Source organism: Saccharophagus degradans 2-40, assembly GCF_000013665.1.
Taxonomy (GTDB): domain Bacteria; phylum Pseudomonadota; class Gammaproteobacteria; order Pseudomonadales; family Cellvibrionaceae; genus Saccharophagus; species Saccharophagus degradans.
Window position 1 is genome coordinate 1,172,932 of sequence record NC_007912.1, and the last position, 26,630, is coordinate 1,199,561.

Here is a 26,630-nt window from a genome sequence, read left to right on the forward strand (position 1 = left end):
GTTTTTGTAGGTGAGTGTAGGGTGAAGGCGCTTACAATAGTTATAGATATATACTTGTGCACAAGGTGGTGCTCAGGTAGTCTTTATACGTGCCTATTGTTGTATTTGGTGGGTTTTAGGTGAGGTAAATAGTACAGAGTTCGTAGTGGTGAGCCGGCATTAGCCCGTCGGCTACTCTTTTCGGGGGAGCATTCGCTCCCTATTTTTTATGTGGTGTCGCGTAGGGCTCAAGGCTCAAGGTTAACGCCAGTTTTTTTGCCAGGCTACCATAACCTTTTCTGCATACCATATTTTGCCATAGCTGCCGTTGTAGCGCGCCAACGCTTCGGCCCAGTTGCCGTTTGCGCGTTCTAAGTAGTGTTTAAGTATGGTACAGCCATAGCGCAGGTTGGTTTCTATGTGCATTAGGTTGTCGGTTTCTCTACCAATTTCGTTTTTCCAAAAGGGCATTATTTGCATTAAGCCGCGCGCGCCTACGCGCGAAAGTGCAAATTGGTCAAAATGGCTTTCTACTTGAATAACCGCTAATACAAACTCGGGCGGTAGGTCGGCTCGCTTTGCTTCGCGGTGAATGTGGCGTAGCAGGAATAATCGGTCATCGGGGTCTTTTACAAAGCGCTCCAATACCGCTGATTTTTGCATTAGCCAAACTTGCGCATCAAACTCATCCACAAAGCTATCTGCTTCGGCAACCGCTTGCATGAGTTTGGCTTTAAGCTCGGGGTCAATTTCTTCCGCCAGACAGGAGTGGCAAAAGGGAAGGAGCATTGCGAGCAAAGGCCCCAGCCAAAGGCGGGGCCAGCGTGCTCGGCGAAGGGGGTTATTTGCCGGTTTTAACAGCATTGTTAATAAATTCAATAATGTCATCTACGGCAATGTCTTGGCTGTCGCTGTCGCGGCGACATTTGTATTCAAGCTGGCCTTTTTCTAGGCCTCTGTCGCCCACAACAATTCGGTGTGGAATACCCATTAGCTCTGTGTCGGCAAGCATGCCGCCTAAGCGCGCTTTGGGTTCATCCATTAGCAGCACATCATAACCAAGTTGATTTAGTTGTGCGTAAAGCTCTTCACACTTTTGCGCTACGGCTTCAGACTTTTGCATGTTGATAGGCACAATTGCCACGTGGAAGGGGGCAATGGCATCTGGCCAAATAATACCGTTGTCATCGTAGTTCTGCTCAATGGCAGAGGCAACAATACGAGAAACACCAATACCGTAACAGCCCATAATCATGGTTTTGTCTTTGCCGTTTTCATCCAGCACGCTGGCTTTCATGGCTTCGGAGTATTTGGTGCCCAACTGGAATATGTGGCCCACTTCGATACCGCGTTTGATATCAATAGTGCCCTTGCCGCAGGGGCTTGGGTCGCCAATAACCACATTGCGTATATCGACAACTTTATGTTCGGCGGCATCGCTCCAGTTGGCGTTGGTGTAATGGTAGCCATCCTTATTGGCGCCGCACACAAAGTTAACCAATGCTGCTGCGGCTCGGTCTACATATACTGGCATGGATAGGCCAATGGGGCCTAGCGAACCTACTTCTGCGCCAACGGCGGCTTTAATGCCGCTTTCGTCTGCAAATTCTAGTGGGTTGGCAACGTGCGCTAACTTAATTGCTTTAATGTCATTAAGTGCGTGGTCGCCGCGCAATACCAAGGCAACCAGAGTGTGTTTGCCGTCTTCGTTTTCTACCCCTTTTACGATTAGTGTTTTAACGGTTTGGGTAGTGGGTACATCTAATAGTTTGGCAACATCTTCAATCGTTTTTACGTTGGGTGTTGCAACTTCTTCGCGCGGTAAAGGCTCTGCAGTTTGCTTGGCCGGTGCTAGGGCTTCGGCAAGCTCTACGTTGGCTGCAAAGTTACTTTCGGTGCTGAAGGCGATATCGTCTTCGCCGCTGTCTGCCAATACGTGAAATTCGTGTGAGCCAGTACCGCCAATAGAGCCTGTATCTGCAAGCACGGGGCGGTAATCTAAGCCAATGCGATCGAATATTTTGCAGTAGGCTGCGTGCATAATGTCGTAGGTTTCTTGCAGGCACTCTTGCGATGCGTGGAACGAGTATGCATCTTTCATTAGAAATTCACGTGCGCGCATTACCCCAAAGCGTGGGCGAACTTCATCGCGAAACTTGGTTTGAATTTGGTAAAAGTTGGCGGGCAGCTGTTTGTAGCTCTTTAATTCGTTGCGAATTAAGTCGGTGATGACTTCTTCGTGGGTTGGGCCAAGGCAAAACGCGCGGTCGTGGCGGTCGTTAATGCGCAGTAGCTCTGGCCCGTATTGTTGCCAGCGACCAGACTCTTCCCACAGCTCTGCAGGTTGCACTACAGGCATTAATACCTCTTGGGCGCCGGCGCGGTCCATTTCTTCGCGCACGATGGTTTCTACTTTGCGCAACACGCGTAAGCCTGCGGGCAGCCAGTTATATAGGCCCGATGCGAGTTTGCGAATTAGGCCTGCGCGAAGCATTAGCTGGTGGCTTATTACTTCTGCGTCTGCTGGGGTTTCTTTGTAGGTGGCAATTAGGTACTTACTGGCTCTCATGGTGGTCCTTGGTTGCTAGCGGGGAAACAGTCCCCGAGTAGGTTTATACTGTATTAGTATGCTCTTGCCGCATTTATTTGCAGGCGGGTTTCATTATTGCGCTATAGCGGCGTATTCTAAGGCGGTGAACTCATTTGAGGAATAGTTATGTTCGAATTGCATCCACAACTTAAGCAAGACACCGTGATTGTAGGCCAGTTTAACCTGTCCTTAGTGCTGTTACATAAAGATGCGAACTACCCTTGGTGTATATTGGTGCCGAAACGCTCAAATATGAACGAAATACATCATTTGTCCGAGGTAGACCAAATTCAGCTTATTAAAGAGTCGTCCCACCTAAGCGAGGTGATGACCAGCATTTTTGCCCCCGATACTATGAATATTGCTGAGCTAGGTAACTTGGTGCCGCAATTACACTTGCATCATGTGGCAAGGTACAAAACCGATGCCTGCTGGCCTGCTGCTGTTTGGGGGGCGAAACCGCCGGCGGTTTATACCGAGGGCGTAATGGAAGAGCGTTTGCAGCGGTTGCAGTCTTCACTAGTTGGTGAAGGTTTTGAGGCTGCGGGTGCAATGAGCCCAGATAGTAATGTAAACCCCGGTTATACGCCTTAGTAAGAGCGTATTTAGATATAAAAAAACCCCGCAAAAGCGGGGTTTTAGGTAAATATCTTAAAGGAGTGAGATTACTCAGCCATTTCCTTTAATTTTTTCAGTGGGCGAATTTTAACTTGGATGCTAGCAGGTTTAGCAGCAAAAGTAGTCTCTTCGCCAGTAAATGGGTTAATACCTTTGCGGGCTTTGCGAGCAGGCTTTTTAACTGTAAGAATTTTGAACAAGCCTGGCATAACAAACTCGCCACAAGCGCGCTTCTTAACGTGACCTTCAATAATGTCGGTCAACTCGTCTAATACAGACTGCACTTGCTTTTTGGTTAGCTCGGTATTCTCAGCTATTTGCGTCAACATTTGAGTTTTAGAGTAGCGCTCTTTAACCGCAGTGATTTTTTTCTCTGGAGCTGCTTTAGCAACAGCTTTTTTGGCTGGAGCCTTTTTCGCAGGAGCTTTTGTAGCTGGGGTTTTACGTGCAGCCATGGATATTGACCTCTAATTAAGATGAATTCTTTATTGATATAGATAGATGCCCCGAGGGGGTCTATACCTGCATTACCTTTACAGTAACGCCGGTGCCCAAACGCGAAGCAATTTTTATATTATTTCGCTTGCCCGTATATATAGTGGATTCGGGTGCGTGCGGCAACCCAAAAACGCGAAAAAAGCTATAAAAACAGTGCTTTTTTGAGTTTTTTGCTTTGCGTTGTTGGTTTTTTGTTCCTTTTTAATGGTTGTGAGTGAGTTGTTAATTTACGGCTGGTATTGAAATGTGAGCGGTTGGGGCCATATAGCGGCTAAATCGGCGGTTAATTAGTGTGCGGACGATTGCTTCATGTGGCGCCATAGCTGGGGTATAATGCCCGCCATTTTTCTTTGGGCACAGTGCTCAGGGGTGGATGGCGTTACGTGAAGAGGTGTTTTGCACCTGTTTTAAGTGCCGTTTTCTTTGGCAGCTTGTTAATAAGCTATAGGTTTAGTGGTTTAAGTAGAGAGATTGTTATCTTATGCCTATTTATGAATACAAGTGCGATGCGTGCGAGCACGAAATGGAAGCGCTACAAAAAATGAGCGATGAGCCTCTAGTGGTTTGTCCGCAGTGCAACAAAAACGCGTTGGTTAAAAAAATATCAGCGGCTGGCTTTCGCTTGAAAGGTGGCGGTTGGTATGAAACAGACTTTAAGTCTGGCAAAAAGAAAAACATCGCTGGCGATGGTGGTGGCTCAAGCAAGTCATTCGACTAGAATCGGCAGCTATATTTTCCTCTGGCCCATTCGGTGCCGTTGGAGTACATACAATTTACAAGTAGGAAATGGCAATGCGCAGTGTTTACTGTGGCGTAGTGAATACGTCAAATATTGATCAAGAAATTACCCTATGTGGTTGGGTGGACCGTCGTCGCGATCACGGTGGTGTGATTTTTATCGACCTGCGCGATAGGGAAGGTATTGTGCAAGTGGTTTTCGACCCCGATGCCGCAGATAAATTTGCCTTGGCCGATAAGGTCCGCCCAGAATATGTGCTGCGCGTAACCGGTAAGGTTCGCGCTCGCAGCGAGGCCACTGTTAACGCCAATATGGCCACTGGTCAAATTGAAGTATACGGCACCGATTTAGAGATTTTGAACTCAGCTGAAACGCCGCCGTTTCAGTTGGATGAGCACACCAATGTTGGTGAAGATGTACGCTTAAAGTACCGCTATTTGGATTTGCGTCGCGATGCTATGCAGCAGCGTTTAAAATTCCGCTCTAAAGTAACCAACGCTATTCGTAACTATTTAGACGATAACGACTTTTTAGATATCGAAACACCTATTCTTACGCGCGCAACACCAGAAGGTGCGCGCGATTATTTGGTGCCTTCGCGCACCCACGATGGCAAGTTCTTTGCGCTTCCTCAGTCGCCACAATTATTTAAGCAGTTGTTAATGGTGTCTGGTTTTGACCGTTACTACCAAATCGCCAAGTGTTTCCGCGATGAAGATTTGCGTGCAGATCGTCAGCCAGAATTTACTCAAATCGATATTGAAACTTCATTTATGGATGAAGAGCAAATTATGTCGGTTACCGAGGGGATGATCAGCAAGTTATTCCGCGAGCTAAAAGGTGTCGAGTTGGGTGAGTTTCCGCGCATGCCTTACGCAGAAGCAATGGAAAAATACGGCTCAGATAAGCCTGATATGCGTATACCACTAGAAATGGTGGAAATTAAAGATTTAATGGCATCGGTAGATTTCAAAGTATTCTCTGGCCCAGCCAGCGACCCGAAAGGGCGTGTTACTGCAATGAAAGTACCTGGTGGCGGTGAGATTCCTCGCAAGAAAATAGATGCTTACACCAAGTTTGTTAGTATCTACGGTGCAAAAGGTTTGGCTTACATTAAAGTTAACGACAAGACCGACCTTGAAGGTGGTTTGCAGTCGCCAATTGTTAAGTTCTTACCGCAAGATGTATTGCAAGCATTGCTTGACCGTTTAGAAGTAGAAAATGGCGATCTAATTTTCTTTGGCGCCGACTCCGCTAAAGTGGTTACCGAGGCTTTAGGTGCGTTGCGCTGTGAATTGGGTAAAGATTTGAACCTTTACACCTGTGAGTGGGCACCGCTTTGGGTTGTGGATTTTCCAATGTTTGAAGAGTTGGAAGATGGTTCGTTAACCGCGTTGCACCATCCTTTTACAGCGCCTTCTTGTTCTCCTGAAGAGCTTTCTGCTAACCCTGCAACAGCGCTTTCTCGCGCATACGACATGGTACTGAATGGTACCGAGTTGGGCGGTGGTTCTATTCGTATTCACGATCAATCCATGCAGCAGGAAGTATTCCGTGTGTTGGGTATAGGTGAAGAAGAGCAGCGCGAAAAGTTTGGCTTCCTGTTGGATGCATTGAAGTACGGTGCGCCTCCCCATGGCGGTTTGGCGTTTGGTTTGGATCGCTTAATCATGTTGATGACCGGTGCGTCTTCTATACGTGATGTTATTGCCTTCCCTAAAACACAGTCGGCGGCATGTGTAATGACTGACGCACCTGGTGCGGTAGATAAAAAACAGTTGGAAGAATTGCATATCCGTTTGCGTCCTGTTGTAGCGCAGCCTAAAGAGCAAGGCTAAGGTTAGCTTCCAGCAGCGCAACTAAAATGCACAAGTAAACGTGCTCACAAATAGAAGTGTGTACTAGTAAAGGGAAGCCGTGTAAAAGCGGCTTCCCTTTTTTGTTTCTATCATTATTTATAGTTTTATTTGCGCAGCAGTAATCGCAATGACGGTGTGCCTTTTATTGTTTGCGCTAAAGCGTCGGTGGCGTTGGTTTGGCTTTAGGCTGTATGCTAACGCCCTTGTTTTATTTTTAATAACTCCAGTAGATATTGCAGCCCCTATGACCGCGTTTTCCGGTAAGTTAACAATTAACCTCGATGCTATCGCCGCGAACTGGCGACTTATTCAAAGCCGCCTTGCCGCTGGTGCACGCGCGGGGGCGGTAGTAAAGGCCGATGCATACGGCTTGGGGGTGCAAGAGGTTGCCCCTGCTCTTTATCGCGCGGGTTGCCGAGATTTTTTTGTGGCTAACCTTGCGGAGGCATTACTGGTTCGCTCGCTGCTGGCGGGTGATGCTCAGGTTATAGTTTTGTCTGGCTGTGCGCCGCGCGAAGAGAGTGAGTTTGTGCGCAATGGCATAGTGCCTGTAATTACCTCCGCGACTATGGCCGAGCGATGGCTAGGGGTGAAAGGTGCATCCAAGTGTGGCGCAGTGCTAAAAGTTAACTCTGGTATGGGGCGCTTGGGGTTAGAGCCAAACGAGTTTGAATCCCTGCTGATGCACCCTAATTTCGCCAATGCTGGGTTCTTTATGCTTATGAGCCATCTCGCGTGCGCAGATCAATTTGATCACCCATTAAATGCAGCGCAATTACAGCGGTTTGAGCGCATGAGGCAGGCCTTTTTGAAAAAAGTGCCTGCCGCCACGGCCAGCCTTGCGAACTCATCTGGCATATTTATTTCTCCTTCCTTTCATTACGATGTGGCGCGGCCAGGGGTTGCGCTCTACGGCGGCAACCCGCTGCAGAGGCGGCAAAACCCTATGCGAAAAGTGGTAGATTTGCGGCTGCCGGTATTACAGGTGCGTCATCTCGCATCAGGTGAGGCTGTTGGTTATGGCGCGAGTTTTATCACGCAGCGCCCCAGCGTGTTACTTACGCTTGCTGGCGGCTATGCCGATGGTCTGTTTCGTTCTGCGGCGGCGGGTGGCGTGGTTTACTTGGGAGAAAAGCCTTTGCCCATTGTGGGCCGTGTATCGATGGATTCAATTGTGGTGGATGCAACGGATGTACCTCAAGCCGCGATGCCTGCAGAAGGGAATATGTTGGAGCTTCTAGGCGATAACGTCGGCGTGGATGACCTTGCGGCGGCTGCAGGCACTATCGGTTACGAAATACTTACCTCGTTGGGTGGCCGCTACAGGCGCGAATATATCGGAGGCGCCAATGACTGAGTCTTGGGGGCGGCTGTTAACTATTCTTGCAAATGGGGAGTGTCATTCTGGTGAGGCGCTTGGGGTTGAGCTAGGTGTTAGTCGCGCGGCTATTTGGAAGCAAATTCAGGCGATGGCACAAGTGGGGATTCATGTCGAAAGCGTGCGCGGTGCTGGTTACTGCTTGCCCGGCGGAATGAGCCTGCTAAGTGAAGGCGAAATATTGAAGGCGCTTGAAGGTATGCCTGCAGGAGCTCAGGGGCAGCTGCAGTGTGTGGTGTACTCGCAGCTTGATTCTACCAATGAGCGAGTATTACAGCGCATTCGAGCTGGCGAGTCTGGGCATGGCTACGCCTGTTTGGCCGAGCTGCAATCTGCTGGTCGGGGCCGTCGGGGACGGCAGTGGCAAAGCCCCTACGGTCGCAATGTATACCTCTCGCTCGGCTGGCGCTTCGAGCGCGGGGTGGCGGCTATGGAGGGCTTGAGTTTAGCCATTGGGGTAGCCGTGTGCAGGGCGCTTGATAAAAATTTTTCGCTAAAAGCCGAATTGAAGTGGCCCAACGATGTATTGCTCGCGGGGCGCAAGTTAGGGGGGATTTTGCTGGAGGTAGCAGGCGATTTAAGCGGTGAATGTTATGTTGTGGCGGGGGTTGGGCTAAATGTATCTATGCCTAGCGCAGCTGCGCAAGCCATTGATCAACCGTGGATTGACGTGGCCTCGTGTATCGAAAGTATAGGGCTGATAGATCGCAACCAGCTGGCTGCCGCGCTTTTATTTGAATTAAGTTGTGTATTAAGTGATTACGAGCAGCGTGGTTTTGCTGCGTATAAAAATGAGTGGAAAATGCGTTGCCCGCATATTGGGGCTAGTGTGCAACTTAGCTCTCATTCTAATACCTTGGTGGGCGAAATGGTTGGTGTGGATGATACGGGTGCGCTGTTGTTGTTGGTTGATGGCGAATTAAAGCCCTACAGTGGTGGCGAGCTAAGTTTAAGGCTGGCTAGCTCATGAAACTCTATGTAGATGCTGGTAATACTCGTACCAAATGGCGACTAGCCGATGGTCGGGAAGGGGTTGTAGCGTCTGATGATATTTCGGGTATGGAGCGGTCGTTTGCTTTGCTCGCAGGTGTTGTAACCGGTGTTTTCGTTTGCTCTGTATTGGGGGAGGCTTTTAATCGACGATTGGAGGCCTTATGTGGGCAATTGTTTGGTGTGCCTCCGCATTTTGCGCGTGTAAAGCAAGGGGTGTTGGATATTGTGCCTGCCTACGAGCGGCTGGATACCCTTGGGGTGGATCGTTGGCTGGGGTTGGTGTTTGCTCGTTCTCATGCCAAATCGCAATGTAGCGTCGTTGTGGGGGCGGGAAGCGCGTTAACGGTCGATTTACTCGATGCGCAAGCCTGTCATCTGGGTGGGTGGATCGCGCCTGGTTGCGCTTCAGTTGAGGCTGCATTGGGTGGAAAAGTCCAGTTTGCACGCTCAGAGGCTTATTTAAAAGCCCTGCAAAGTGATGGTGCGTTAACCCCGCCTCAGACCTCGGCGTTTGGATCGAGTACAGTGGCGTGTGTTCAGGCCGGTGTGGATGCAATGATCCGCGGCTTCCTGCAGCAGGTAATTGCTTGTGCCGGCACTGAATTTGGTGGGCGCGAAGCGGTATATTTTCTCGCTGGAGGAGATTCGCCGCGAGTTGAGGCTATGCTTAGAGAGCTTGATCCCAATTTAGAGTTGGTTCTGTCGCCTGCAATTGTGCTGGATGCCTTGGTTTTGTGGTCTGAGTGGTGCGCTTAATGGCCTCTGCAGTTTTGTAGGTTGTTTGTTTGTACATAAGCTTATCGATGGCTCGAACTAGCGGGCGATAAAAAAGGAAATACACTTAGGTATGCGCTGGATATTCTTTTCACTTTTAATAGCCAATTTTATTGCCGGGGTTTGGGGTATGTTGCTGCCAAACGGCGGTGTTGCGGGCGCGGCGAGTCACGCGGAGGCGGAGTTTGAGCTAAAGGGGGTGCCACCTTTGCTGCTGCTCACCGAGGTCGATATCGAGCAGCGCACGGCGCCTGCTGAGCGGCTAATTAGTGAAATCCCGGTTTTACCTTCTTCAGAGGGTGAGCGGCGGAGCGAAGAAAAAGAAAAGAAGTTGTGTGAAATATTGGGGCCATTTGATGGTGAGCCGAGTGCGCAGGAAATGGTGGAGCGCTTGCGAGCGCTGGATGTGCACAGTGAAGTACGTACTTTGCAGTTACCTGCAGGTCCAGGTTACTGGGTTTATTTGGAACCAGAGCCCAATCGTAAGGCTGCCTTGCGAAAATTAGCTGAATTGCAGTCTCGGGGGGTGGATAGCTATGTGATACCCAAGGGAGAGATCGAAAATGGCATTTCATTGGGAATGTTTAGTAAAAAGTCGCTAGCGGATAGTCGAATGGCTGAAGCTGAGCGCATGGGATTGAGTCCGCGCATGCAAACCATCGAGCGAACCTATCGCGAGGTGTGGGTGATGTTAAATCACCAAGAAGATGAAAAAATGAGCGAAATTAGCTGGTCAAGAGTACTAGAAGATAAAAAAATGCTCCAGAGACGAGAAAATTTCTGTTTAGATGTTGCGTCCTAGCAAATCTTTCACTAGAATCCCGCCTCCACATTGAGAGAGGGACTTAAACAAGTTTTAATTCTTCTTGAGTGGGAAATGTAGAGCTGATGTAGCTCAGTTGGTAGAGCAGCTGACTTGTAATCAGCCGGTCGGGGGTTCGACTCCTCTCATCAGCTCCATTTTTTTAAGGCCAAGAATAACTGGTTATCAGTTTTTCTGCAGGGGTTCCCGAGTGGCCAAAGGGATCAGACTGTAAATCTGACGCGCAAGCTTCGGTGGTTCGAATCCACCCCCCTGCACCATATTTTACGCTTAGGCGGTTGCATATACATGTATCCTTCTGAGTGTGGCGCTAAGCGCTATCCTATGAGGCAACCTTGAGTTGCAAAGCTGGCCCGAATCGTTGGCGTAACGCTTAAATGGTTCGGGCTTTGTTTTAGGGTGGTTGTTCGCGTGATAGTCCGGGTACTGCGGGCGTAGTTTAGTGGTAGAACCTCAGCCTTCCAAGCTGATGATGCGGGTTCGATTCCCGCCGCCCGCTCCAGTTTGTCTGCGATGTTTGCAGGTTTACGCTCATATAGCTCAGTTGGTAGAGCACACCCTTGGTAAGGGTGAGGTCACCAGTTCAACTCTGGTTATGAGCTCCATATTATTGGGGTTACTGTCTGTTGGGTAGCTCTAGCAAAAGGTCAGCGTGCATAGCTCTGACCTTTTTGCGATTGTAAAAAAGTTTAGGCCAGTAGTTCAATTGGTAGAGCGTCGGTCTCCAAAACCGAAAGTTGGGGGTTCGAGTCCCTCCTGGCCTGCCATCTAGTTAGATAGTCGCTTGTGTGCGGCTCCAAAAATTAAGTTGGGTGCAAATATGAACGCAAATGTCGAAAAAGAATTTCGTCTCGATCCGCTGAAGTGGGTTGTGGTTGTTGCGTTGGTAGTTGGTGCTGCAATCGCAAATTCTTACTATTCCGATATTCTTGTTCTATACCGTGTGTTAGCACTTGTTGGTGTTGCCGTTGTGTGTGCTGCTATTGCGGTTAACACAGAGAAAGGCAATAACTTCTGGGAATTGCTAAAAGGCGCGCAAATAGAGCTTCGCAAAGTTGTTTGGCCTACAGGCCCAGAAATAACTCAAACCACTCTTATTGTGGTTGCGGTTGTTATTGTTACCGGGTTTATCTTGTGGGGTCTAGACTCCTTGTTGGGTTACCTTTTCTCGCTGATTATTGCATAAGGTTTATTCCATGGCTAAGCGCTGGTACGTAGTACACGCCTATTCAGGCTACGAGAAAAAAGTGGCGGCAGCCATCAAAGAGCGTATTGAGCTTAATAATATGCAAGATAGCTTTGGTGATGTGTTAGTGCCCACTGAAGAAGTTATAGAGATTCGCGCAGGTCAAAAGCGTAAATCTGAAAGAAAGTTTTTCCCTGGTTATGTGTTAGTTCAAATGGAGCTAACCGACGATGCATGGCACCTTGTTAAAGAGACGCCGCGCGTAATGGGGTTCATTGGTGGCAAGGCGGATCGCCCTGCTCCAATTACAGAAAAAGAGGCGCAGTTAATTCTGCAGCGCGTTGATGACTCTGCTGATAAGCCTAAGCCTAAAACATTGTTTGAGCCAGGTGAGATGGTGCGAGTTACCGATGGTCCATTTAACGACTTTAACGGTGTTGTTGAAGAAGTTAACTACGAGAAGAGCAAGCTGCAAGTGGCTGTTCTTATCTTTGGACGGTCAACGCCGGTTGAGTTAGAGTTCGGGCAGGTAGAGAAAGTCTAAGTCTAGCTTAAGGTATTAAAGTTTTGCCTTCTTCTGATTGTGTCGGGAGAGGGCTTTTGGCGTCTTTGCTATGGTGTTTTTCTAGCAAGGGCAGGGGAGCCTGAGAAAAGTTGTTTGCCGCAACTTGGAGGCGCTAACACCCATTACGGGAGTAAATTAATATGGCTAAAAAAGTAGAAGCTTATATCAAGCTGCAAGTTGCAGCAGGTAAAGCAAACCCAAGTCCCCCTGTTGGTCCAGCTTTGGGTCAAAAGGGCGTAAACATCATGGAGTTCTGTAAGGCGTTTAACGCACAGACTCAAGGTATGGAGCCAGGTTCACCAGTACCAGTAGTTATATCTGTGTACAGTGACCGCAGCTTTACCTTCACCATGAAAACCCCTCCTGCCTCTTTCTTACTTAAGAAAGCAGCTGGCCTTAAAAGTGGTAGTGCCCGTCCAAATACTCAAAAAGTGGGTAAGGTTACGCGCGCGCAATTGGAAGAAATTGCAACCATTAAAATGGCAGACTTAACTGCAGGTGATATGGACGCAGCTGTTCGCACTATTGCTGGTTCTGCTCGTGCAATGGGCTTAGAGACTGAGGGCGTATAAGATGGCTAAATTAAGCAAACGTCAAAAACTTATTAACGAAAAAGTAGACTCAACTAAAGCATACAGCATCGAAGAAGCTGTAGCCTTGTTGCAAGAGCTATCTAAAGTTAAATTTTCTGAAACTGTTGATGCAGCGATTAACTTGGGTATTGACCCACGTAAATCTGATCAAGCAGTTCGCGGCGCAACTAGCCTACCTCACGGTACTGGTAAAGATGTTCGCGTTGCAGTATTCACACAAGGTGCTAACGCTGAAGCAGCTAAAGAAGCTGGTGCAGAATTTGTTGGTATGGAAGACCTTGCCGAGCAAATTAAAGGCGGCATGATGGATTTCGACGTTGTGATTGCAGATCCAGCGGCCATGCGTGTAGTAGGTATGTTAGGTCAAGTGTTGGGTCCACGCGGCTTAATGCCAAACCCAAAAACTGGCACCGTAACTCCTGATGTTGTGGGTGCAGTTAAAAATGCTAAAGCTGGTCAGGTTCGTTACCGTGCAGACAAAGGCGGTATCATCCACGGCGGTATTGGCAAAATTTCTTTTGATGCAAATGCAATCAAAGAAAACTTAGAAGCATTAATTTCAGACTTGAAAAAGGCTAAACCTGCTTCGGCTAAAGGTATTTACGTGAAACGAGTTTCACTAAGCACCACTATGGGCCCAGGTTTGACCATCGATCAGTCATCTTTAACTGCTTAATTGCAGTTAAAGCGAAGAACTTTGGGGTCTGCAAAAATTAGGTGTTAGTTGTAGGTAAGAGCAAGCTTTGTTTGTTTTGCTTTAATGCTTAATTGGCGCAGGCCGTTAAAGACCGTAGGTGTGCTGAGAATTTTATTCAAAGCGCTTAATAGACTGTAACAAGAAAGCCTACGCAAACGGTGTGACCCGATTCAGATTTTATTTGGATTTGATCACCGAGAACGGGTTTAGTGAGCTTTGCTCGTATTTCTAAACCTATATTCAGATCCAGGAGATAGTTAACGTGGCTATTAGACTCGAAGACAAAAAAGCGATTGTCGCTGAAGTTAACGAGACTGCAGCAAATGCGTTGTCACTGGTGGTAGCCGATGCCCGTGGGGTAACAGTCGGCGCTATGGATACCTTGCGTAAGCAAGCTCGCGAAAGTGGTGTACGTCTCCAAGTCGTACGTAACACTTTGGCTAAGCGTGCAATCGAAGGTACCGATTTTGAGTGCGTTAAAGACGCGCTTGTTGGTCCAAGCATTTTTGGGTTTTCTATGGAAGATCCAGGTGCAGCTGCTCGTCTATTCAAAGATTTTGCTAAAGAGCAATCTAAGTTTGAAATTAAGGCGTTGTCTGTAGGTGGAAAGTTATTGGAAGCGGGTCAAATCGACGCGTTGGCAAAACTACCTACCTTGGAGCAGGCTTTGGGTCAATTGGCAAGCGTAATGATTGCACCTGTCACCAAATTGGTTCGTACTTTCAACGAAGTTCCTACCAAAGTTACACGTGTTGTTGCGGCTGTTCGCGACCAAAAACAAGACGCAGCTTAATTCCAATAATTGGAATCAACCTGCTTTTAGTAAACAAATTTAATGTTGGGAGATTGAGTAATGGCTCTTTCTAAAGAAGATATCTTAAATGCAATTGCCGAAATGTCTGTTATGGACGTTGTTGAGTTAGTTGCTGCAATGGAAGAAAAATTCGGCGTATCTGCTGCTGCTGCTGTAGCTGTAGCTGCTCCTGCTGCTGGCGGCGACGCTGGTGGTGCTGCTGCTGAGCAAACTGAATTCGACGTTATCCTAGCTTCTGCTGGTGAGAAGAAAGTTAACGTTATCAAGGCTGTTCGTGGTATCACTGGTCTTGGTCTTAAAGAAGCTAAAGAATTGGTTGACGGCGCTCCTAGCCCAATCAAAGAAGGCGTTTCTAAAGACGACGCAGAAGAAGCTAAGAAATTACTTGAAGAAGCTGGCGCATCTGTCGAGCTTAAGTAAGTTGTTTCAAAGCGAGGGCTTTGCCCTCGTTTGAGGATGGGTCAGTCGGCTTTAGTCGTCTGGCCTTTTCCCGTTTGCGGTCTACGCAAAACGTTTGTGGGACATACCATTAAAAGTATAGGGACACCCCATAAAACTTCCAACACGATTGTAAGCGCTTGCCAGGCGGTGAAATCGTCGTCCCACATTGATATTGATCCGTGAACCAGCTGAGGAACACTGATGGCTTACTCATATACTGAGAAAAAACGTATCCGAAAGGATTTTGGCAAGTTGCCAGACGTCATGGAAGTGCCATACCTTCTGGCGATTCAACTAGATTCCTACAGAAAATTTACGCAGGCTGATACCCCTTTCGATCAAAGAAAGGATATGGGCTTGCACGCTGCATTTAAATCTATATTTCCAATAGTGAGCTATTCAGGTAATGCAGCACTTGAGTATGTCAGTTATGCCCTAGGTAAGCCCGTTTTTGACGTAAAAGAATGTGTTTTGCGTGGCGCGACCTATGCAGTGCCTTTACGCGTTAAAGTTCGTTTGATTATCTACGATAAAGATTCGTCCAGTAAGGCGATCAAGGATATCAAAGAGCAAGAAGTCTACATGGGCGAAATTCCGCTTATGACAGACAATGGTACATTCGTAGTGAATGGTACCGAGCGAGTAATTGTATCTCAGTTACACAGATCTCCTGGTGTGTTTTTCGAGCACGACAAAGGTAAGACCCACTCTTCGGGCAAGTTGCTCTACTCTGCACGCGTTATCCCTTACCGTGGCTCATGGTTAGACTTCGAGTTCGACCCTAAAGATCTAGTTTTCGTACGTATTGACCGTCGTCGTAAGTTGCCTGCGTCTATTTTGTTGCGCGCATTGGGCTATACCACCGAGCAAATGCTCGATATGTTCTACGAAACAAGCAAGTTCGGTCTTACCGAAACTGGTGAGTGCGTACTTGAATTGGTTCCATCGCGTTTGCGCGGTGATGTAACAACGTTTGAAATTAAAGATAAAGACGGCAATTTAATTGTTGAAGATGGCCGTCGTATTACTGCTCGTCATATTCGTCAGTTGGAAAAAGCTGGTGTAACCGAGCTAAGTGTTCCGCACGAATATATGGTTGGTCGCGCATTAGCGAAAGATATTATTAATGCGGAATCCGGCGAAGTTCTATTTGAATGTAACACCGAAATCACAGACGAAGTTCTTGCGGAGCTTGTTAAGTCTGGCGTTAAAGAATTTGAAACGTTGTACACCAACGAATTAGATTGCGGTCCGTTTATTTCTGACACTTTGCGCAGCGACCCTGCTCGCACTCAGCTTGAAGCGTTGGTAGAAATCTACCGCATGATGCGCCCGGGTGAGCCGCCAACAAAAGAGTCTGCAGAAACACTGTTCCAAAACTTGTTCTTCAGCTCTGAGCGCTATGACCTTTCTGCTGTTGGTCGAATGAAGTTCAACCGCCGTTTGGGTCGTGATTCAGAAGTTGGTTCTGGAACGCTATCTAATGAAGATATAGTTGATGTATTAAAAACGCTTATCGACATTCGCAACGGTAAAGGCGTGGTGGATGATATCGATCACCTCGGTAACCGTCGTGTACGTTCTGTTGGCGAAATGGCCGAGAACCAATTCCGTGTTGGTTTAGTTCGTGTAGAGCGCGCTGTTAAAGAGCGTCTATCTATGGCTGAAAGCGAAGGCTTAATGCCCCAAGATCTTATTAACGCTAAGCCTGTGGCTGCTGCTGTTAAAGAGTTCTTTGGCTCGAGTCAGCTATCTCAGTTCATGGATCAAAACAACCCACTGTCAGAAGTTACGCACAAACGTCGTGTTTCCGCATTAGGCCCTGGTGGTTTGACGCGTGAGCGTGCAGGCTTTGAGGTGCGAGACGTACACCCGACTCACTACGGTCGTGTATGTCCTATTGAAACACCTGAAGGTCCAAACATTGGTTTGATTAACTCGTTGGCTACCTATGCGCGTACCAACAGTTACGGTTTCTTAGAAAGTCCTCACCGCAAGGTAGTTGACGGTAAAGTTACCGATGAAATCGAATACCTATCAGCTATTAACGAAGCTAAATTCGTAATTGCACAGGCATCTGCTGCGCAAAACGAAAATGGCGAATTAACAGAAGAGTTGGTATCGGTACGATTCCAAAATGAATTTACCTTAAAAGGGCCAAGCGAAGTTCAGTACATGGACGTGTCTCCACGTCAGGTTGTATCTGTTGCTGCGTCTCTTATCCCGTTCCTAGAGCACGATGATGCTAACCGTGCATTGATGGGATCAAACATGCAGCGTCAAGCTGTACCAACACTAAAGGCGCAAAAGCCGTTAGTGGGTACAGGTATGGAGCGCAATGTTGCTGCCGACTCTGGTGTATGTGTTGTTGCTAAACGCGGCGGTGTTATCGAGCGTGTTGATGCTGCTCGCATTGTTGTGCGTGTAGCCGACGACGAAGTTGAAGCGGGTGAAGCAGGTGTAGATATTTACAACCTTACCAAATACACCCGTTCAAACCAGAATACGTGTATTAATCAGCGTTCAATTGTACGCACTGGTGAGAAAGTATCTCGCGGTGACATTCTTGCAGACGGCCCATCCGTAGATTTGGGTGAGTTGGCACTTGGGCAAAATATGCGTATCGCATTTATGCCTTGGAATGGTTACAACTTTGAGGATTCGATCCTCGTTTCTGAGCGTGTAGTTCAGGAGGATCGTTTTACTACTATTCACATTCAGGAATTAACCTGTATTGCTCGTGACACCAAATTGGGTAGCGAAGAAATTACAGCGGATATTCCAAACGTAGGTGAAGGTGCTCTATCCAAGTTGGATGAGTCCGGTATTGTTTACGTGGGTGCGGAAGTAGCTTCTGGCGATATTCTTGTTGGTAAAGTTACGCCTAAAGGTGAAACGCAGCTAACACCAGAAGAAAAGCTCTTACGTGCAATTTTCGGTGAGAAAGCGTCCGACGTAAAAGATACTTCATTGCGCGTGCCTTCAAGTGTTAAGGGTACGGTTATAGATGTGCAGGTATTTACGCGCGATGGTTTAGAAAAAGACCAGCGTTCACGTGATATCGAAAAAGCACAGCTAGATCAAATTCGTAAGGACTTAAACGAAGAGTACCGTATTGTTCAAGGCGCTACTTTTGAGCGTTTACGCGCTGCACTTGTGGGTAATACCGCAATGACAGGCAAGGGCGTTGTTAAAGGGCAGCCGGTAACGGATGAGATGCTAGACGAGCTTAGCCATGATGATTGGTTCAAGATTCGTATGAATGACGATGTGCTCAATGAGCAAATCGATGCCGCTGAAGTTGCTTTGGCAGAGCGTCGTAAAGAGCTCGATGATCGCTTCGAAGATAAAAAAGGCAAGTTGGAAACCGGTGATGATCTGGCTCCAGGTGTGTTGAAAATTGTTAAGGTTTACTTGGCAATTAAACGACGCATTCAGCCTGGTGATAAGATGGCCGGTCGTCACGGTAACAAGGGTGTTATCTCTGTGATCATGCCTGTTGAAGATATGCCATACGACGAAAATGGTAACCCCATTGATATCGTATTGAACCCGCTTGGTGTTCCTTCTCGAATGAACGTTGGTCAGGTTTTAGAGATGCACTTAGGTCTTGCAGCTAAGTCGCTAGGTGAAAAGATTGATGAAATGTTGAAGCAGCAAAAAGCTGTTGCAGAAATTCGCCAGTTCTTGGATCAAATCTATAACCAAATAGGCGAGTCGTATAAAGCTGAAGAGCTCGATACGTTTAGCGACGACGAAATTATCGAGTTAGCTAACAACTTGCGTGACGGCGTGCCTATGGCTACCCGTGCGTTCGATGGTGCTAAAGAGAAAGAAATTAAGCAATTGTTAACCTTGGGTGGTATGCCGGATTCAGGTCAGATGACTTTGTTTGATGGTCGTACTGGTGATCCGTTCCAGCGTCCAACAACTGTGGGCTATATGTATATGCTCAAGTTGAACCACTTGGTTGACGATAAAATGCACGCCCGTTCGACTGGTTCCTACAGCCTTGTTACTCAGCAGCCGCTGGGTGGTAAAGCGCAGTTTGGTGGTCAGCGATTTGGTGAGATGGAGGTGTGGGCCCTCGAAGCATATGGTGCAGCGTATACGTTGCAAGAAATGCTAACCGTTAAATCGGATGACGTGGCCGGTCGTACTAAGATGTATAAAAACATCGTAGACGGTGACCACCGCATGGAGCCTGGCATGCCTGAGTCCTTTAACGTATTGGTTAAAGAGATTCGCTCACTCGGTATTAATATCGAGCTAGAGCAGGACAACTAATCGCTTAATTTATTTGGCATACACACGGTGGTGGACGGTACACCTAAAAGATTTACCGTCCACTGTGCATAAGCACCCACTGGAGGAATAGCGTTGAAAGACTTACTCAATCTTTTGAAAAACCAAGGCCCATCTGATGAATTTGATGGTATCCGTATCGGTTTAGCATCACCCGATATGATTCGCTCTTGGTCTTATGGCGAAGTTAAAAAGCCAGAAACCATTAACTACAGAACCTTCAAGCCTGAGCGTGAAGGTCTGTTCTGTGCCAAAGTATTTGGTCCAGTAAAAGATTACGAATGCTTGTGTGGTAAATACAAGCGTATGAAGCACCGCGGAATTATCTGTGAGAAGTGCGGCGTAGAAGTTACATTGGCTAAAGTTCGTCGTGACCGCATGGCTCACATCGAATTGGCTAGTCCTGTTGCCCATATTTGGTTCTTGAAGTCGCTACCTAGCCGTATCGGTTTGTTGCTAGATATGACTTTGCGCAGCATTGAGCGCGTATTGTATTTCGAAAGCTACGTGGTTACTGATCCAGGTATGACTACCCTAGAGAAAGGGCAGTTGTTAACCGATGAGCAGTACTTCGAGGCAATGGAAGAGTTCGGTGACGAGTTCGAAGCAAAAATGGGTGCCGAAGCTATTCAGCAGTTGATGAAAGACATCGAGCTGGAGCGTGAAGCACAAGAAATTCGCGAGCAAATTCCTAACACTAACTCTGAAACAAAAATCAAAAAGCTATCTAAGCGTTTGAAATTGTTAGAGGCCTTTATTCAATCTGGTAACAAGCCAGAGTGGATGGTGTTGGAAGCGCTACCGGTTCTACCACCTGATTTGCGTCCGTTGGTTCCGCTAGACGGTGGCCGTTTTGCAACGTCCGATCTTAACGATTTGTACCGTCGCGTAATTAACCGTAACAACCGCTTGAAGCGCTTGTTGGATTTGAATGCTCCAGACATCATCGTGCGCAACGAAAAGCGTATGCTTCAAGAGTCTGTGGATGCGTTGCTTGATAACGGTCGTCGCGGTCGTGCCATTACCGGTTCTAACAAGCGCCCATTAAAATCTTTGGCAGATATGATCAAAGGTAAGCAGGGCCGTTTCCGTCAGAACTTGCTTGGTAAGCGTGTAGATTACTCCGGTCGTTCTGTAATTGTGACCGGTCCTACCTTGCGTTTGCATCAGTGTGGTCTTCCTAAGAAGATGGCGCTTGAGCTGTTTAAGCCTTTCATTTTTAGTAAGTTGGAGTTGCGTGGGCTAGCGACAACCATTAAAGCTGCTAAGAAAATGGTAGAGCGCGAAGAGCCTGTTGTATGGGATATTCTCGACGAAGTTATTCGTGAGCACCCTGTATTACTTAACCGTGCACCAACACTTCACCGTTTGGGCATTCAGGCGTTTGAGCCAGTGTTAATTGAAGGTAAAGCTATTCAATTGCACCCACTCGTTTGTGCTGCGTACAACGCTGACTTCGATGGCGACCAAATGGCTGTGCACGTTCCGTTAACGCTAGAAGCTCAGTTAGAAGCTCGAGCGTTAATGATGTCTACCAACAACATTTTATCGCCAGCATCGGGCGAGCCAATTATTGTTCCATCTCAGGACGTTGTATTGGGCTTGTACTGGATGACTCGCGAGCGCGTAAATGATAAAGGCGAAGGCATGATCTTCTCCGATATCAAAGAAGTATCTCGTGCTTTCTATTCTAAGCAAGTTGGCTTGCAAGCGCGTATCAAAGTGCGTATTGATGAAACCATTATGGAAGAAAGTGGCGAGAGCGAATCTAGCTACCGTATGGTTGATACCACTGTTGGACGTATGTTGCTTTGGGAAATCGTTCCAAAAGGTATTCCTTTTGAAATGATCAACAAGCCAATGGTTAAAAAGGCGATTTCTGCGGTAATTAACTTCTGTTACCGAATTGTTGGCTTAAAAGCCACCGTGATTTTTGCTGACCAATTAATGTATATGGGTTATGACTTCAGTACTAAGTCTGGCTCTTCTATTGGTGTAAACGACTTTGAAATTCCTGAAGCTAAAGCGGGCATGATTGAGCGCGCCGATGCAGAGGTAAAAGAAATCGAGGCGCAGTACGCTTCCGGTTTGGTTGCTCAGGGTGAGAAATACAACAAAGTTATCGATATTTGGTCGCGCGCAAACGACCTTGTAGCTAAATCGATGATGGAAGGTATTTCTAAAGAAACAGTTAAAAACAAACAAGGCGAAGACGAAGAGCAAGCATCATTTAACTCCGTGTTTATGTATGCCGACTCAGGTGCACGTGGTAGCCCCGCGCAGATTCGTCAGCTAGCTGGTATGCGTGGTTTGATGGCGCGTCCAGACGGCTCCATTATTGAAACGCCTATTACTGCAAACTTCCGTGAAGGTTTGAACGTACTTCAGTACTTCATCTCTACTCACGGTGCTCGTAAAGGTTTGGCGGATACCGCACTTAAAACAGCAAACTCGGGTTACTTGACTCGTCGTTTGGTGGATGTTGCGCAAGACGTTGTAATTACAGAGCAAGATTGCGGCACCGACGAAGGTTTGAGCATGACCCCTGTTATTGAGGGTGGTGATGTTATCGAATCTCTAGGCGACCGTATCTTGGGTCGTGTTGTTGCACGTGACGTGATTCGCCCGAATAGCGACGAAATTTTGGTTCCTGCTGGCACCATGATCGACGAGAAGTGGGTTGAGCGCATTGAGAGCATGGGTATCGATGAGGTAACTGTACGCTCTGCAATTAGCTGTGACGCTGTATTTGGTATTTGTGCCCAATGTTACGGTCGCGACTTGGCCCGTGGTCATCGCGCAAACGTTGGTGAAGCTATTGGTGTTATCGCTGCTCAGTCTATTGGTGAGCCAGGTACACAGCTTACAATGCGTACGTTCCACATTGGTGGTGCGGCAAGCCGAGCGTCCGCTGCAGATAGTGTAGAAGTTAAACAAGAAGGTACCGTTCGTTTGCACAACATTAAAGTTGTTGCGCGTGAATCCGGTGAGCTTATCGCTGTTTCTCGTTCTGGTGAATTGGCGCTTGCCGATGCTGCAGGTCGTGAGCGCGAGCGTTATAAGATTCCTTACGGTGCTGTTATTACCGTTAAAGAAGGTGAGCAAGTTAAAGGCGGTAGCATAATCGCTAAGTGGGATCCGCACACTCACCCAATCGTAACTGAGGTTGCTGGTCGTGTTGTGTTGGCTGGGATGGAAGACGGTCTTTCTATTCGCAAGCAAACAGACGAATTAACTGGTTTGACCACCATTGAAATTCTTGATCCAAGTGAGCGTCCTTCAGCCGGTAAAGACTTGAAGCCAGCTGTAACGCTAGTGGATGAGAATGGTAACGAATTGAAACTTGCCAACTCTGAGCAGCCAGCACATTACATGCTGCCAGGTAAGTCTATCTTCAGTTTGAAGAACGGAGATACTGTTGGTGTTGGTGACATTATTGCGCGTATTCCTCAAGAGGGATCCAAAACACGCGATATTACGGGTGGTCTACCACGCGTTGCCGACCTTTTCGAAGCGCGTAAACCAAAAGAGCCGTCAATTCTTGCGGAAATTTCTGGTACCGTTTCGTTCGGTAAAGAAACAAAAGGTAAGCGTCGTTTAGTTATTACCCCTCCAAATGGTGCGGTATTAGAAGACGGCTCCACTCATTACGAAGTGCTTATTCCTAAGCATCGTCACCTAACTGTGTTCGAAGGTGAAACAGTTGCTAAGGGTGAAGTGGTTTCGGATGGCCCAAGCAATCCGCACGATATCTTGCGCTTGAAGGGTGTAGAAGCTTTGGCTAACTACATCACCAACGAGATTCAAGATGTTTACCGCTTGCAGGGTGTAAAAATTAACGATAAGCACGTTGAAGTAATCGTTCGTCAAATGTTGCGTAAAGTTGAAATTACCGGCATGGGTGATTCTAGCTTCGTTAAAGGCGAGCAAGTTGAGTATATTGCCGTTCTGCAGGAAAACGAGAAGTTGCGTGCCGAAGGCCGTCAACCTGCTCGTTTCGAGCGACAATTGCTGGGTATTACCAAGGCATCGTTGGCTACAGAGTCATTTATCTCTGCGGCATCGTTCCAGGAAACTACTCGCGTACTTACAGAAGCGTCTGTTACTGGCAAAATCGATAACTTGCGCGGCTTGAAAGAGAACGTGGTTGTTGGTCGCTTGATTCCTGCGGGTACCGGTTTGGCTTACCACGCTGAGCGCCGTCGCAAGCGTGAAGATCAAGCTGGCTCTAAAGCTGGAAGCGATACAGTGAGTGCAGCGGAGATCGAAGCGGCATTAACTGAAGCGTTAAAATCTAGCGCATCATAAAAATGAGGCGGCCTGCATAAGGTCGCCGCTGCCACATCTGTAATATAGCTACTGTATGTGGTTTACGTATTGACGAGAGTGGGTGGTGTCATTACAATGCGCCACCCACTTTTGTTAGTGGTGGGCAACTATTGCCCTTTTATTTGTAACGTGCCCATTTAGGGCAGTTTTTGAATTTGGAGTTATATTTCATGGCAACGATCAACCAGTTGGTTCGTAAGCCGAGAAAACGCAAGGTTCAAAAGAGTGACGTTCCTGCTTTGCAGGCCTGTCCTCAGCGCCGTGGTGTGTGTACTCGTGTTTATACGACTACACCTAAAAAGCCAAACTCAGCACTTCGTAAAGTATGTCGTGTTCGTTTGACTAACGGTTTTGAGGTTACCTCCTATATTGGTGGTGAAGGTCATAACCTGCAAGAGCATAGCGTGGTACTAATTCGTGGCGGTCGTGTAAAAGACTTGCCAGGTGTTCGTTATCACACTGTTCGTGGTTCTTTGGATACCTCCGGTGTTAGCGATCGTAAGCAAGGTCGTTCTAAGTACGGTACTAAGCGTCCTAAGTAATTGGGATTCGCTTAACTGCGTAATCGGTAGAACCAGTAAGGCCGAGCGCTCTTTAAGAGTTGGTCTCGGATAACCCTGAACACTATGTGCGAAAGCACGTTGAGATATTAAAATGCCTAGAAGAAGAGTTGTCGCCAAGCGCGAAGTTCTGCCGGATCCTAAATTCGGTAGTTCAACTTTGGCGAAATTTATGAACCACGTAATGATTAGTGGTAAAAAATCTACAGCCGAAAAAATTGTTTACGGTGCATTAGACATCGTATCCGAAAAGCTGAACAAAGATCCGCTAGAAACATTTAGCGAAGCACTAGAAAATATTTCTCCATTGGTTGAGGTTAAATCTCGCCGTGTTGGTGGTGCAACGTATCAAGTTCCGGTTGAAGTTCGTCCTGCACGTCGTACTGCTTTGGCAATGCGTTGGTTGGTAGAGTACTCACGCAATCGCGGTGAGAAGTCTATGGCCCAACGTCTAGCTGGCGAGTTGATCGATGCAGCACAAAGTAAAGGTGGTGCGGTTAAGAAGCGTGAAGACGTTCACCGTATGGCTGAAGCGAACAAGGCGTTCTCGCACTTCCGCTTCTAATCCTTTATTGGCACTGTTTGTTAGTGCAGTAAAAGGCAGCAATTACAGCTGCCTTTTAGCGTTTATACGCTCTATAAAAGTCAGAACCCCAGCATACGAGTTACCCTCTATGCTGGGTGTGTCTAGAATTTTGCAAGTAACAGCTATTCTGGGAAATTGCCGTGGCTCGTAAAACACCCATCGTACGCTATCGAAATATCGGTATCTGTGCGCATGTCGATGCAGGAAAAACCACCACCACCGAACGAGTGCTTTTTTACACTGGTCTGTCACATAAGATTGGTGAAGTACACGATGGCGCAGCCACGATGGACTGGATGGAGCAAGAGCAGGAAAGGGGGATAACGATTACCTCCGCCGCTACGACATGTTTTTGGTCGGGTATGCAGCAGCAGTTTCCTCAACACCGTATCAATATAATTGATACCCCTGGGCACGTGGACTTTACCATCGAGGTAGAGCGTTCTCTTAGGGTTTTGGATGGGGCCGTAGTTGTATTGTGTGGCTCATCGGGTGTTCAGCCGCAAACAGAAACTGTTTGGCGACAAGCGAATAAATACGAAGTGCCGCGATTGGTTTTCGTAAATAAAATGGACCGCGCGGGAGCAAACTTTCGCAGCGTGGTGCAGCAGTTGCGCGACCGTTTGGGGGCCAACGCAGTACCGTTGCATATGACGATTGGCGCTGAAGATGGTTTTGAAGGCGTTATCGATCTAATTAAGATGAAGTCTATCCACTGGAACGAAGCCGATATGGGCATGACGTTCGAGTATGGAGAGGTGCCAGAAGATCTGCTGGAAGAATGCGAAGAGATGCGTGAATACGCAGTCGAAGCCGCGGCAGAGGCAAATGATGATCTCATGGAGAAGTACCTAGAGACTGGTGAGTTAAGCGAAGATGAGATTAAGGCGGGCCTGCGTGCGCGCACTCTAGCTAATGAGATCGTTCCAGTTTTAGGTGGTTCTGCATTTAAAAATAAAGGTGTACAGGCAGTGCTCGACGCTGTTGTGGAATACTTGCCTGCGCCCACAGAAGTAAAAGCGATTGAGGGTACTTTAATTGATGGTGAGACCGTCGATACCCGAGTTGCTGACGACGATGCGCCGTTTGCAGCGCTAGCATTTAAAATTGCTACTGATCCATTCGTTGGTACGCTTACGTTCTTCCGTGTGTATTCTGGGCGACTGGAGAGTGGTACAGCGGTATACAACTCGGTTAAGCAAAAGCGCGAGCGCGTAGGCCGTATGGTGCAGATGCACTCTAACAATCGCGAAGAAATTAAAGAAGTGCTGGCTGGCGATATAGCTGCAGCCATCGGCTTAAAAGATGTAACCACAGGGGATACCCTGTGTGCAGAAAGTAATAAAATTGTACTCGAGCGTATGGAGTTTCCAGAGCCGGTAATCTCTGTTGCTGTTGAGCCGCGCACGGTTCCAGATCAAGAGAAAATGGCGGTCGCGCTGGCTAAGTTAGCGCAAGAAGATCCGTCTTTTCGCGTTGCTACCGACGAAGAGACTGGGCAGACCATTATCTCCGGTATGGGCGAGTTGCACTTAGATATTATTGTAGATCGCATGCGCCGTGAGTTTGGTGTTGACGCTAATATAGGTAAGCCGCAAGTGGCCTACCGCGAGCGTATTACGCGCACGTGTGAGGTTGAAGGTAAGTTCGTTCGCCAATCTGGCGGGCGCGGTCAGTATGGTCACGTATGGATTCGTTTTGAGCCTGCTGACGATAACAACGCCGAAGGCCTAGTTTTTGAAAACGAGGTTGTCGGGGGTGCTGTACCAAAAGAGTATATTCCGGCGGTGGAAAAAGGTATTTCCGAGCAAATGCGCAATGGCGTATTGGCGGGTTACCCATTGCTGGGCTTAAAAGCCACTATATACGACGGCTCCTTTCATGATGTTGACTCTAACGAGATGGCATTTAAAATTGCCGCGTCTATTGCAACAAAAAATTTAGCTGCAGAAGGCGGCGCGGTTTTATTAGAGCCGGTAATGAAAGTGGAAGTGGTTACTCCTGAAGAAAATATGGGTGACGTTGTGGGAGACCTCAATCGTCGTCGCGGTTTGATTCAGGGTATGGAAGAGTGTATATCCGGCAAAGTAGTTCGGGCAGAGGTTCCTCTGGCTGAGATGTTCGGTTATGCAACGGACCTGCGTTCCGCGACGCAAGGTAGGGCAACTTTTACCATGGAGTTCCAGCAATACTCGGAAGCTCCTAAAAATGTTGCCGATGAGATTATGGCTAGAAACGGGCGTTAGTGTCCGCTCTGCATAAATTTGTAGTTTACTTTAGTTGAAACCCTATACCCTGTTTTA

21 protein-coding genes and 5 tRNA genes are annotated in these 26,630 nt (G+C 47.6%); 23 read left to right on the plus strand and 3 right to left on the minus strand.

The genetic code is table 11. The features are described from left to right. Nucleotides 1-240 precede the first annotated feature (240 nt). Complete coding sequence (locus SDE_RS04775) at nt 241-768, minus strand: lytic transglycosylase domain-containing protein (RefSeq protein WP_011467391.1); 528 nt, start codon at nt 766-768, stop codon at nt 241-243. Nucleotides 769-820: 52 nt separating this feature from the next. Further along, a complete protein-coding gene (locus SDE_RS04780; RefSeq protein ID WP_011467392.1) occupies nt 821-2,548 on the minus strand; it encodes a proline--tRNA ligase in 1,728 nt (575 codons plus the stop codon). Between the two features lie 147 nt (nt 2,549-2,695). Between SDE_RS04780 and SDE_RS04785 the strand changes: the two genes are divergently transcribed. Then, nucleotides 2,696-3,163 (plus strand): HIT domain-containing protein, encoded by a 468-nt coding sequence (locus SDE_RS04785; RefSeq protein WP_011467393.1) that lies wholly within the window; start codon nt 2,696-2,698, stop codon nt 3,161-3,163. Nucleotides 3,164-3,234: 71 nt separating this feature from the next. Here SDE_RS04785 and SDE_RS04790 read toward each other — a convergent pair whose 3' ends face one another. Then, nucleotides 3,235-3,642 (minus strand): HU family DNA-binding protein, encoded by a 408-nt coding sequence (locus tag SDE_RS04790; RefSeq protein WP_011467394.1) that lies wholly within the window; start codon nt 3,640-3,642, stop codon nt 3,235-3,237. 524 nt (nt 3,643-4,166) lie between these two features. On the opposite strand from SDE_RS04790, the gene SDE_RS04795 reads away from it, so the two are divergent. From SDE_RS04795 to fusA, 22 genes are all read left to right on the plus strand, one after another. After that, nucleotides 4,167-4,403, plus strand: a complete 237-nt coding sequence (locus SDE_RS04795) for an FmdB family zinc ribbon protein (protein WP_011467395.1) — start codon at nt 4,167-4,169, stop codon at nt 4,401-4,403. Nucleotides 4,404-4,477: 74 nt separating this feature from the next. Continuing rightward, nucleotides 4,478-6,262 (plus strand): aspartate--tRNA ligase, encoded by a 1,785-nt coding sequence (gene aspS / locus SDE_RS04800; RefSeq protein ID WP_011467396.1) that lies wholly within the window; start codon nt 4,478-4,480, stop codon nt 6,260-6,262. 148 nt (nt 6,263-6,410) lie between these two features. Then, nucleotides 6,411-7,640, plus strand: coding sequence for an alanine racemase (gene alr / locus SDE_RS04805; protein ID WP_011467397.1), 1,230 nt, complete (start codon nt 6,411-6,413; stop codon nt 7,638-7,640). Continuing rightward, on the plus strand, nt 7,633-8,631 hold the full coding sequence (birA, locus tag SDE_RS04810) for a bifunctional biotin--[acetyl-CoA-carboxylase] ligase/biotin operon repressor BirA (protein WP_011467398.1): 999 nt from the start codon (nt 7,633-7,635) through the stop codon (nt 8,629-8,631). The genes alr and birA overlap by 8 nt, the downstream gene beginning before the upstream one ends. After that, entirely contained in the window at nt 8,628-9,410 is a 783-nt protein-coding gene (locus tag SDE_RS04815) for a type III pantothenate kinase (protein ID WP_011467399.1), read from the plus strand. The genes birA and SDE_RS04815 overlap by 4 nt, the downstream gene beginning before the upstream one ends. A gap of 91 nt (nt 9,411-9,501) precedes the next feature. Continuing rightward, nucleotides 9,502-10,230: an SPOR domain-containing protein gene (locus tag SDE_RS04820; protein ID WP_041324254.1), complete on the plus strand. Its 729-nt coding sequence runs from the start codon at nt 9,502-9,504 to the stop codon at nt 10,228-10,230. Between the two features lie 82 nt (nt 10,231-10,312). After that, nucleotides 10,313-10,388: transfer RNA gene (locus tag SDE_RS04825), tRNA-Thr, on the plus strand. Between the two features lie 39 nt (nt 10,389-10,427). Beyond that, nucleotides 10,428-10,511, plus strand: a tRNA-Tyr gene (locus SDE_RS04830). Nucleotides 10,512-10,679: 168 nt separating this feature from the next. Next, nucleotides 10,680-10,753 (plus strand) — tRNA-Gly (locus SDE_RS04835). A gap of 27 nt (nt 10,754-10,780) precedes the next feature. Then, a tRNA-Thr gene (locus tag SDE_RS04840) sits at nt 10,781-10,856 on the plus strand. A gap of 86 nt (nt 10,857-10,942) precedes the next feature. Beyond that, nucleotides 10,943-11,018 (plus strand) — tRNA-Trp (locus SDE_RS04845). A 53-nt stretch (nt 11,019-11,071) separates the two neighbouring features. Next, the gene (secE, locus tag SDE_RS04850) at nt 11,072-11,437 is read left to right on the plus strand and encodes a preprotein translocase subunit SecE (protein ID WP_011467401.1); all 366 of its coding nucleotides are present in this window, start codon (nt 11,072-11,074) and stop codon (nt 11,435-11,437) included. A 10-nt stretch (nt 11,438-11,447) separates the two neighbouring features. Continuing rightward, nucleotides 11,448-11,981: a transcription termination/antitermination protein NusG gene (nusG, locus tag SDE_RS04855; protein ID WP_011467402.1), complete on the plus strand. Its 534-nt coding sequence runs from the start codon at nt 11,448-11,450 to the stop codon at nt 11,979-11,981. Nucleotides 11,982-12,142: 161 nt separating this feature from the next. Further along, on the plus strand, nt 12,143-12,574 hold the full coding sequence (gene rplK, locus SDE_RS04860; RefSeq protein ID WP_011467403.1) for a 50S ribosomal protein L11: 432 nt from the start codon (nt 12,143-12,145) through the stop codon (nt 12,572-12,574). A 1-nt stretch (nt 12,575) separates the two neighbouring features. Further along, nucleotides 12,576-13,271 carry a 50S ribosomal protein L1 gene (gene rplA / locus SDE_RS04865; protein ID WP_011467404.1) on the plus strand — a complete coding sequence of 232 codons (696 nt, stop codon included), beginning with the start codon at nt 12,576-12,578 and terminating at the stop codon, nt 13,269-13,271. A 283-nt stretch (nt 13,272-13,554) separates the two neighbouring features. Then, the gene (gene rplJ, locus SDE_RS04870; RefSeq protein WP_011467405.1) at nt 13,555-14,085 is read left to right on the plus strand and encodes a 50S ribosomal protein L10; all 531 of its coding nucleotides are present in this window, start codon (nt 13,555-13,557) and stop codon (nt 14,083-14,085) included. Nucleotides 14,086-14,145: 60 nt separating this feature from the next. Beyond that, on the plus strand, nt 14,146-14,526 hold the full coding sequence (gene rplL, locus SDE_RS04875; RefSeq protein WP_011467406.1) for a 50S ribosomal protein L7/L12: 381 nt from the start codon (nt 14,146-14,148) through the stop codon (nt 14,524-14,526). Between the two features lie 222 nt (nt 14,527-14,748). Further along, nucleotides 14,749-18,834 carry a DNA-directed RNA polymerase subunit beta gene (gene rpoB / locus SDE_RS04880; protein ID WP_011467407.1) on the plus strand — a complete coding sequence of 1,362 codons (4,086 nt, stop codon included), beginning with the start codon at nt 14,749-14,751 and terminating at the stop codon, nt 18,832-18,834. Nucleotides 18,835-18,927: 93 nt separating this feature from the next. Then, the gene (gene rpoC, locus SDE_RS04885) at nt 18,928-23,160 is read left to right on the plus strand and encodes a DNA-directed RNA polymerase subunit beta' (RefSeq protein WP_011467408.1); all 4,233 of its coding nucleotides are present in this window, start codon (nt 18,928-18,930) and stop codon (nt 23,158-23,160) included. A 191-nt stretch (nt 23,161-23,351) separates the two neighbouring features. Further along, the gene (gene rpsL / locus SDE_RS04890) at nt 23,352-23,723 is read left to right on the plus strand and encodes a 30S ribosomal protein S12 (protein ID WP_011467409.1); all 372 of its coding nucleotides are present in this window, start codon (nt 23,352-23,354) and stop codon (nt 23,721-23,723) included. A gap of 112 nt (nt 23,724-23,835) precedes the next feature. Then, on the plus strand, nt 23,836-24,306 hold the full coding sequence (gene rpsG / locus SDE_RS04895) for a 30S ribosomal protein S7 (protein ID WP_011467410.1): 471 nt from the start codon (nt 23,836-23,838) through the stop codon (nt 24,304-24,306). 161 nt (nt 24,307-24,467) lie between these two features. Further along, the gene (gene fusA / locus SDE_RS04900) at nt 24,468-26,573 is read left to right on the plus strand and encodes an elongation factor G (protein WP_011467411.1); all 2,106 of its coding nucleotides are present in this window, start codon (nt 24,468-24,470) and stop codon (nt 26,571-26,573) included. The last annotated feature ends 57 nt before the right edge of the window (nt 26,574-26,630 follow it).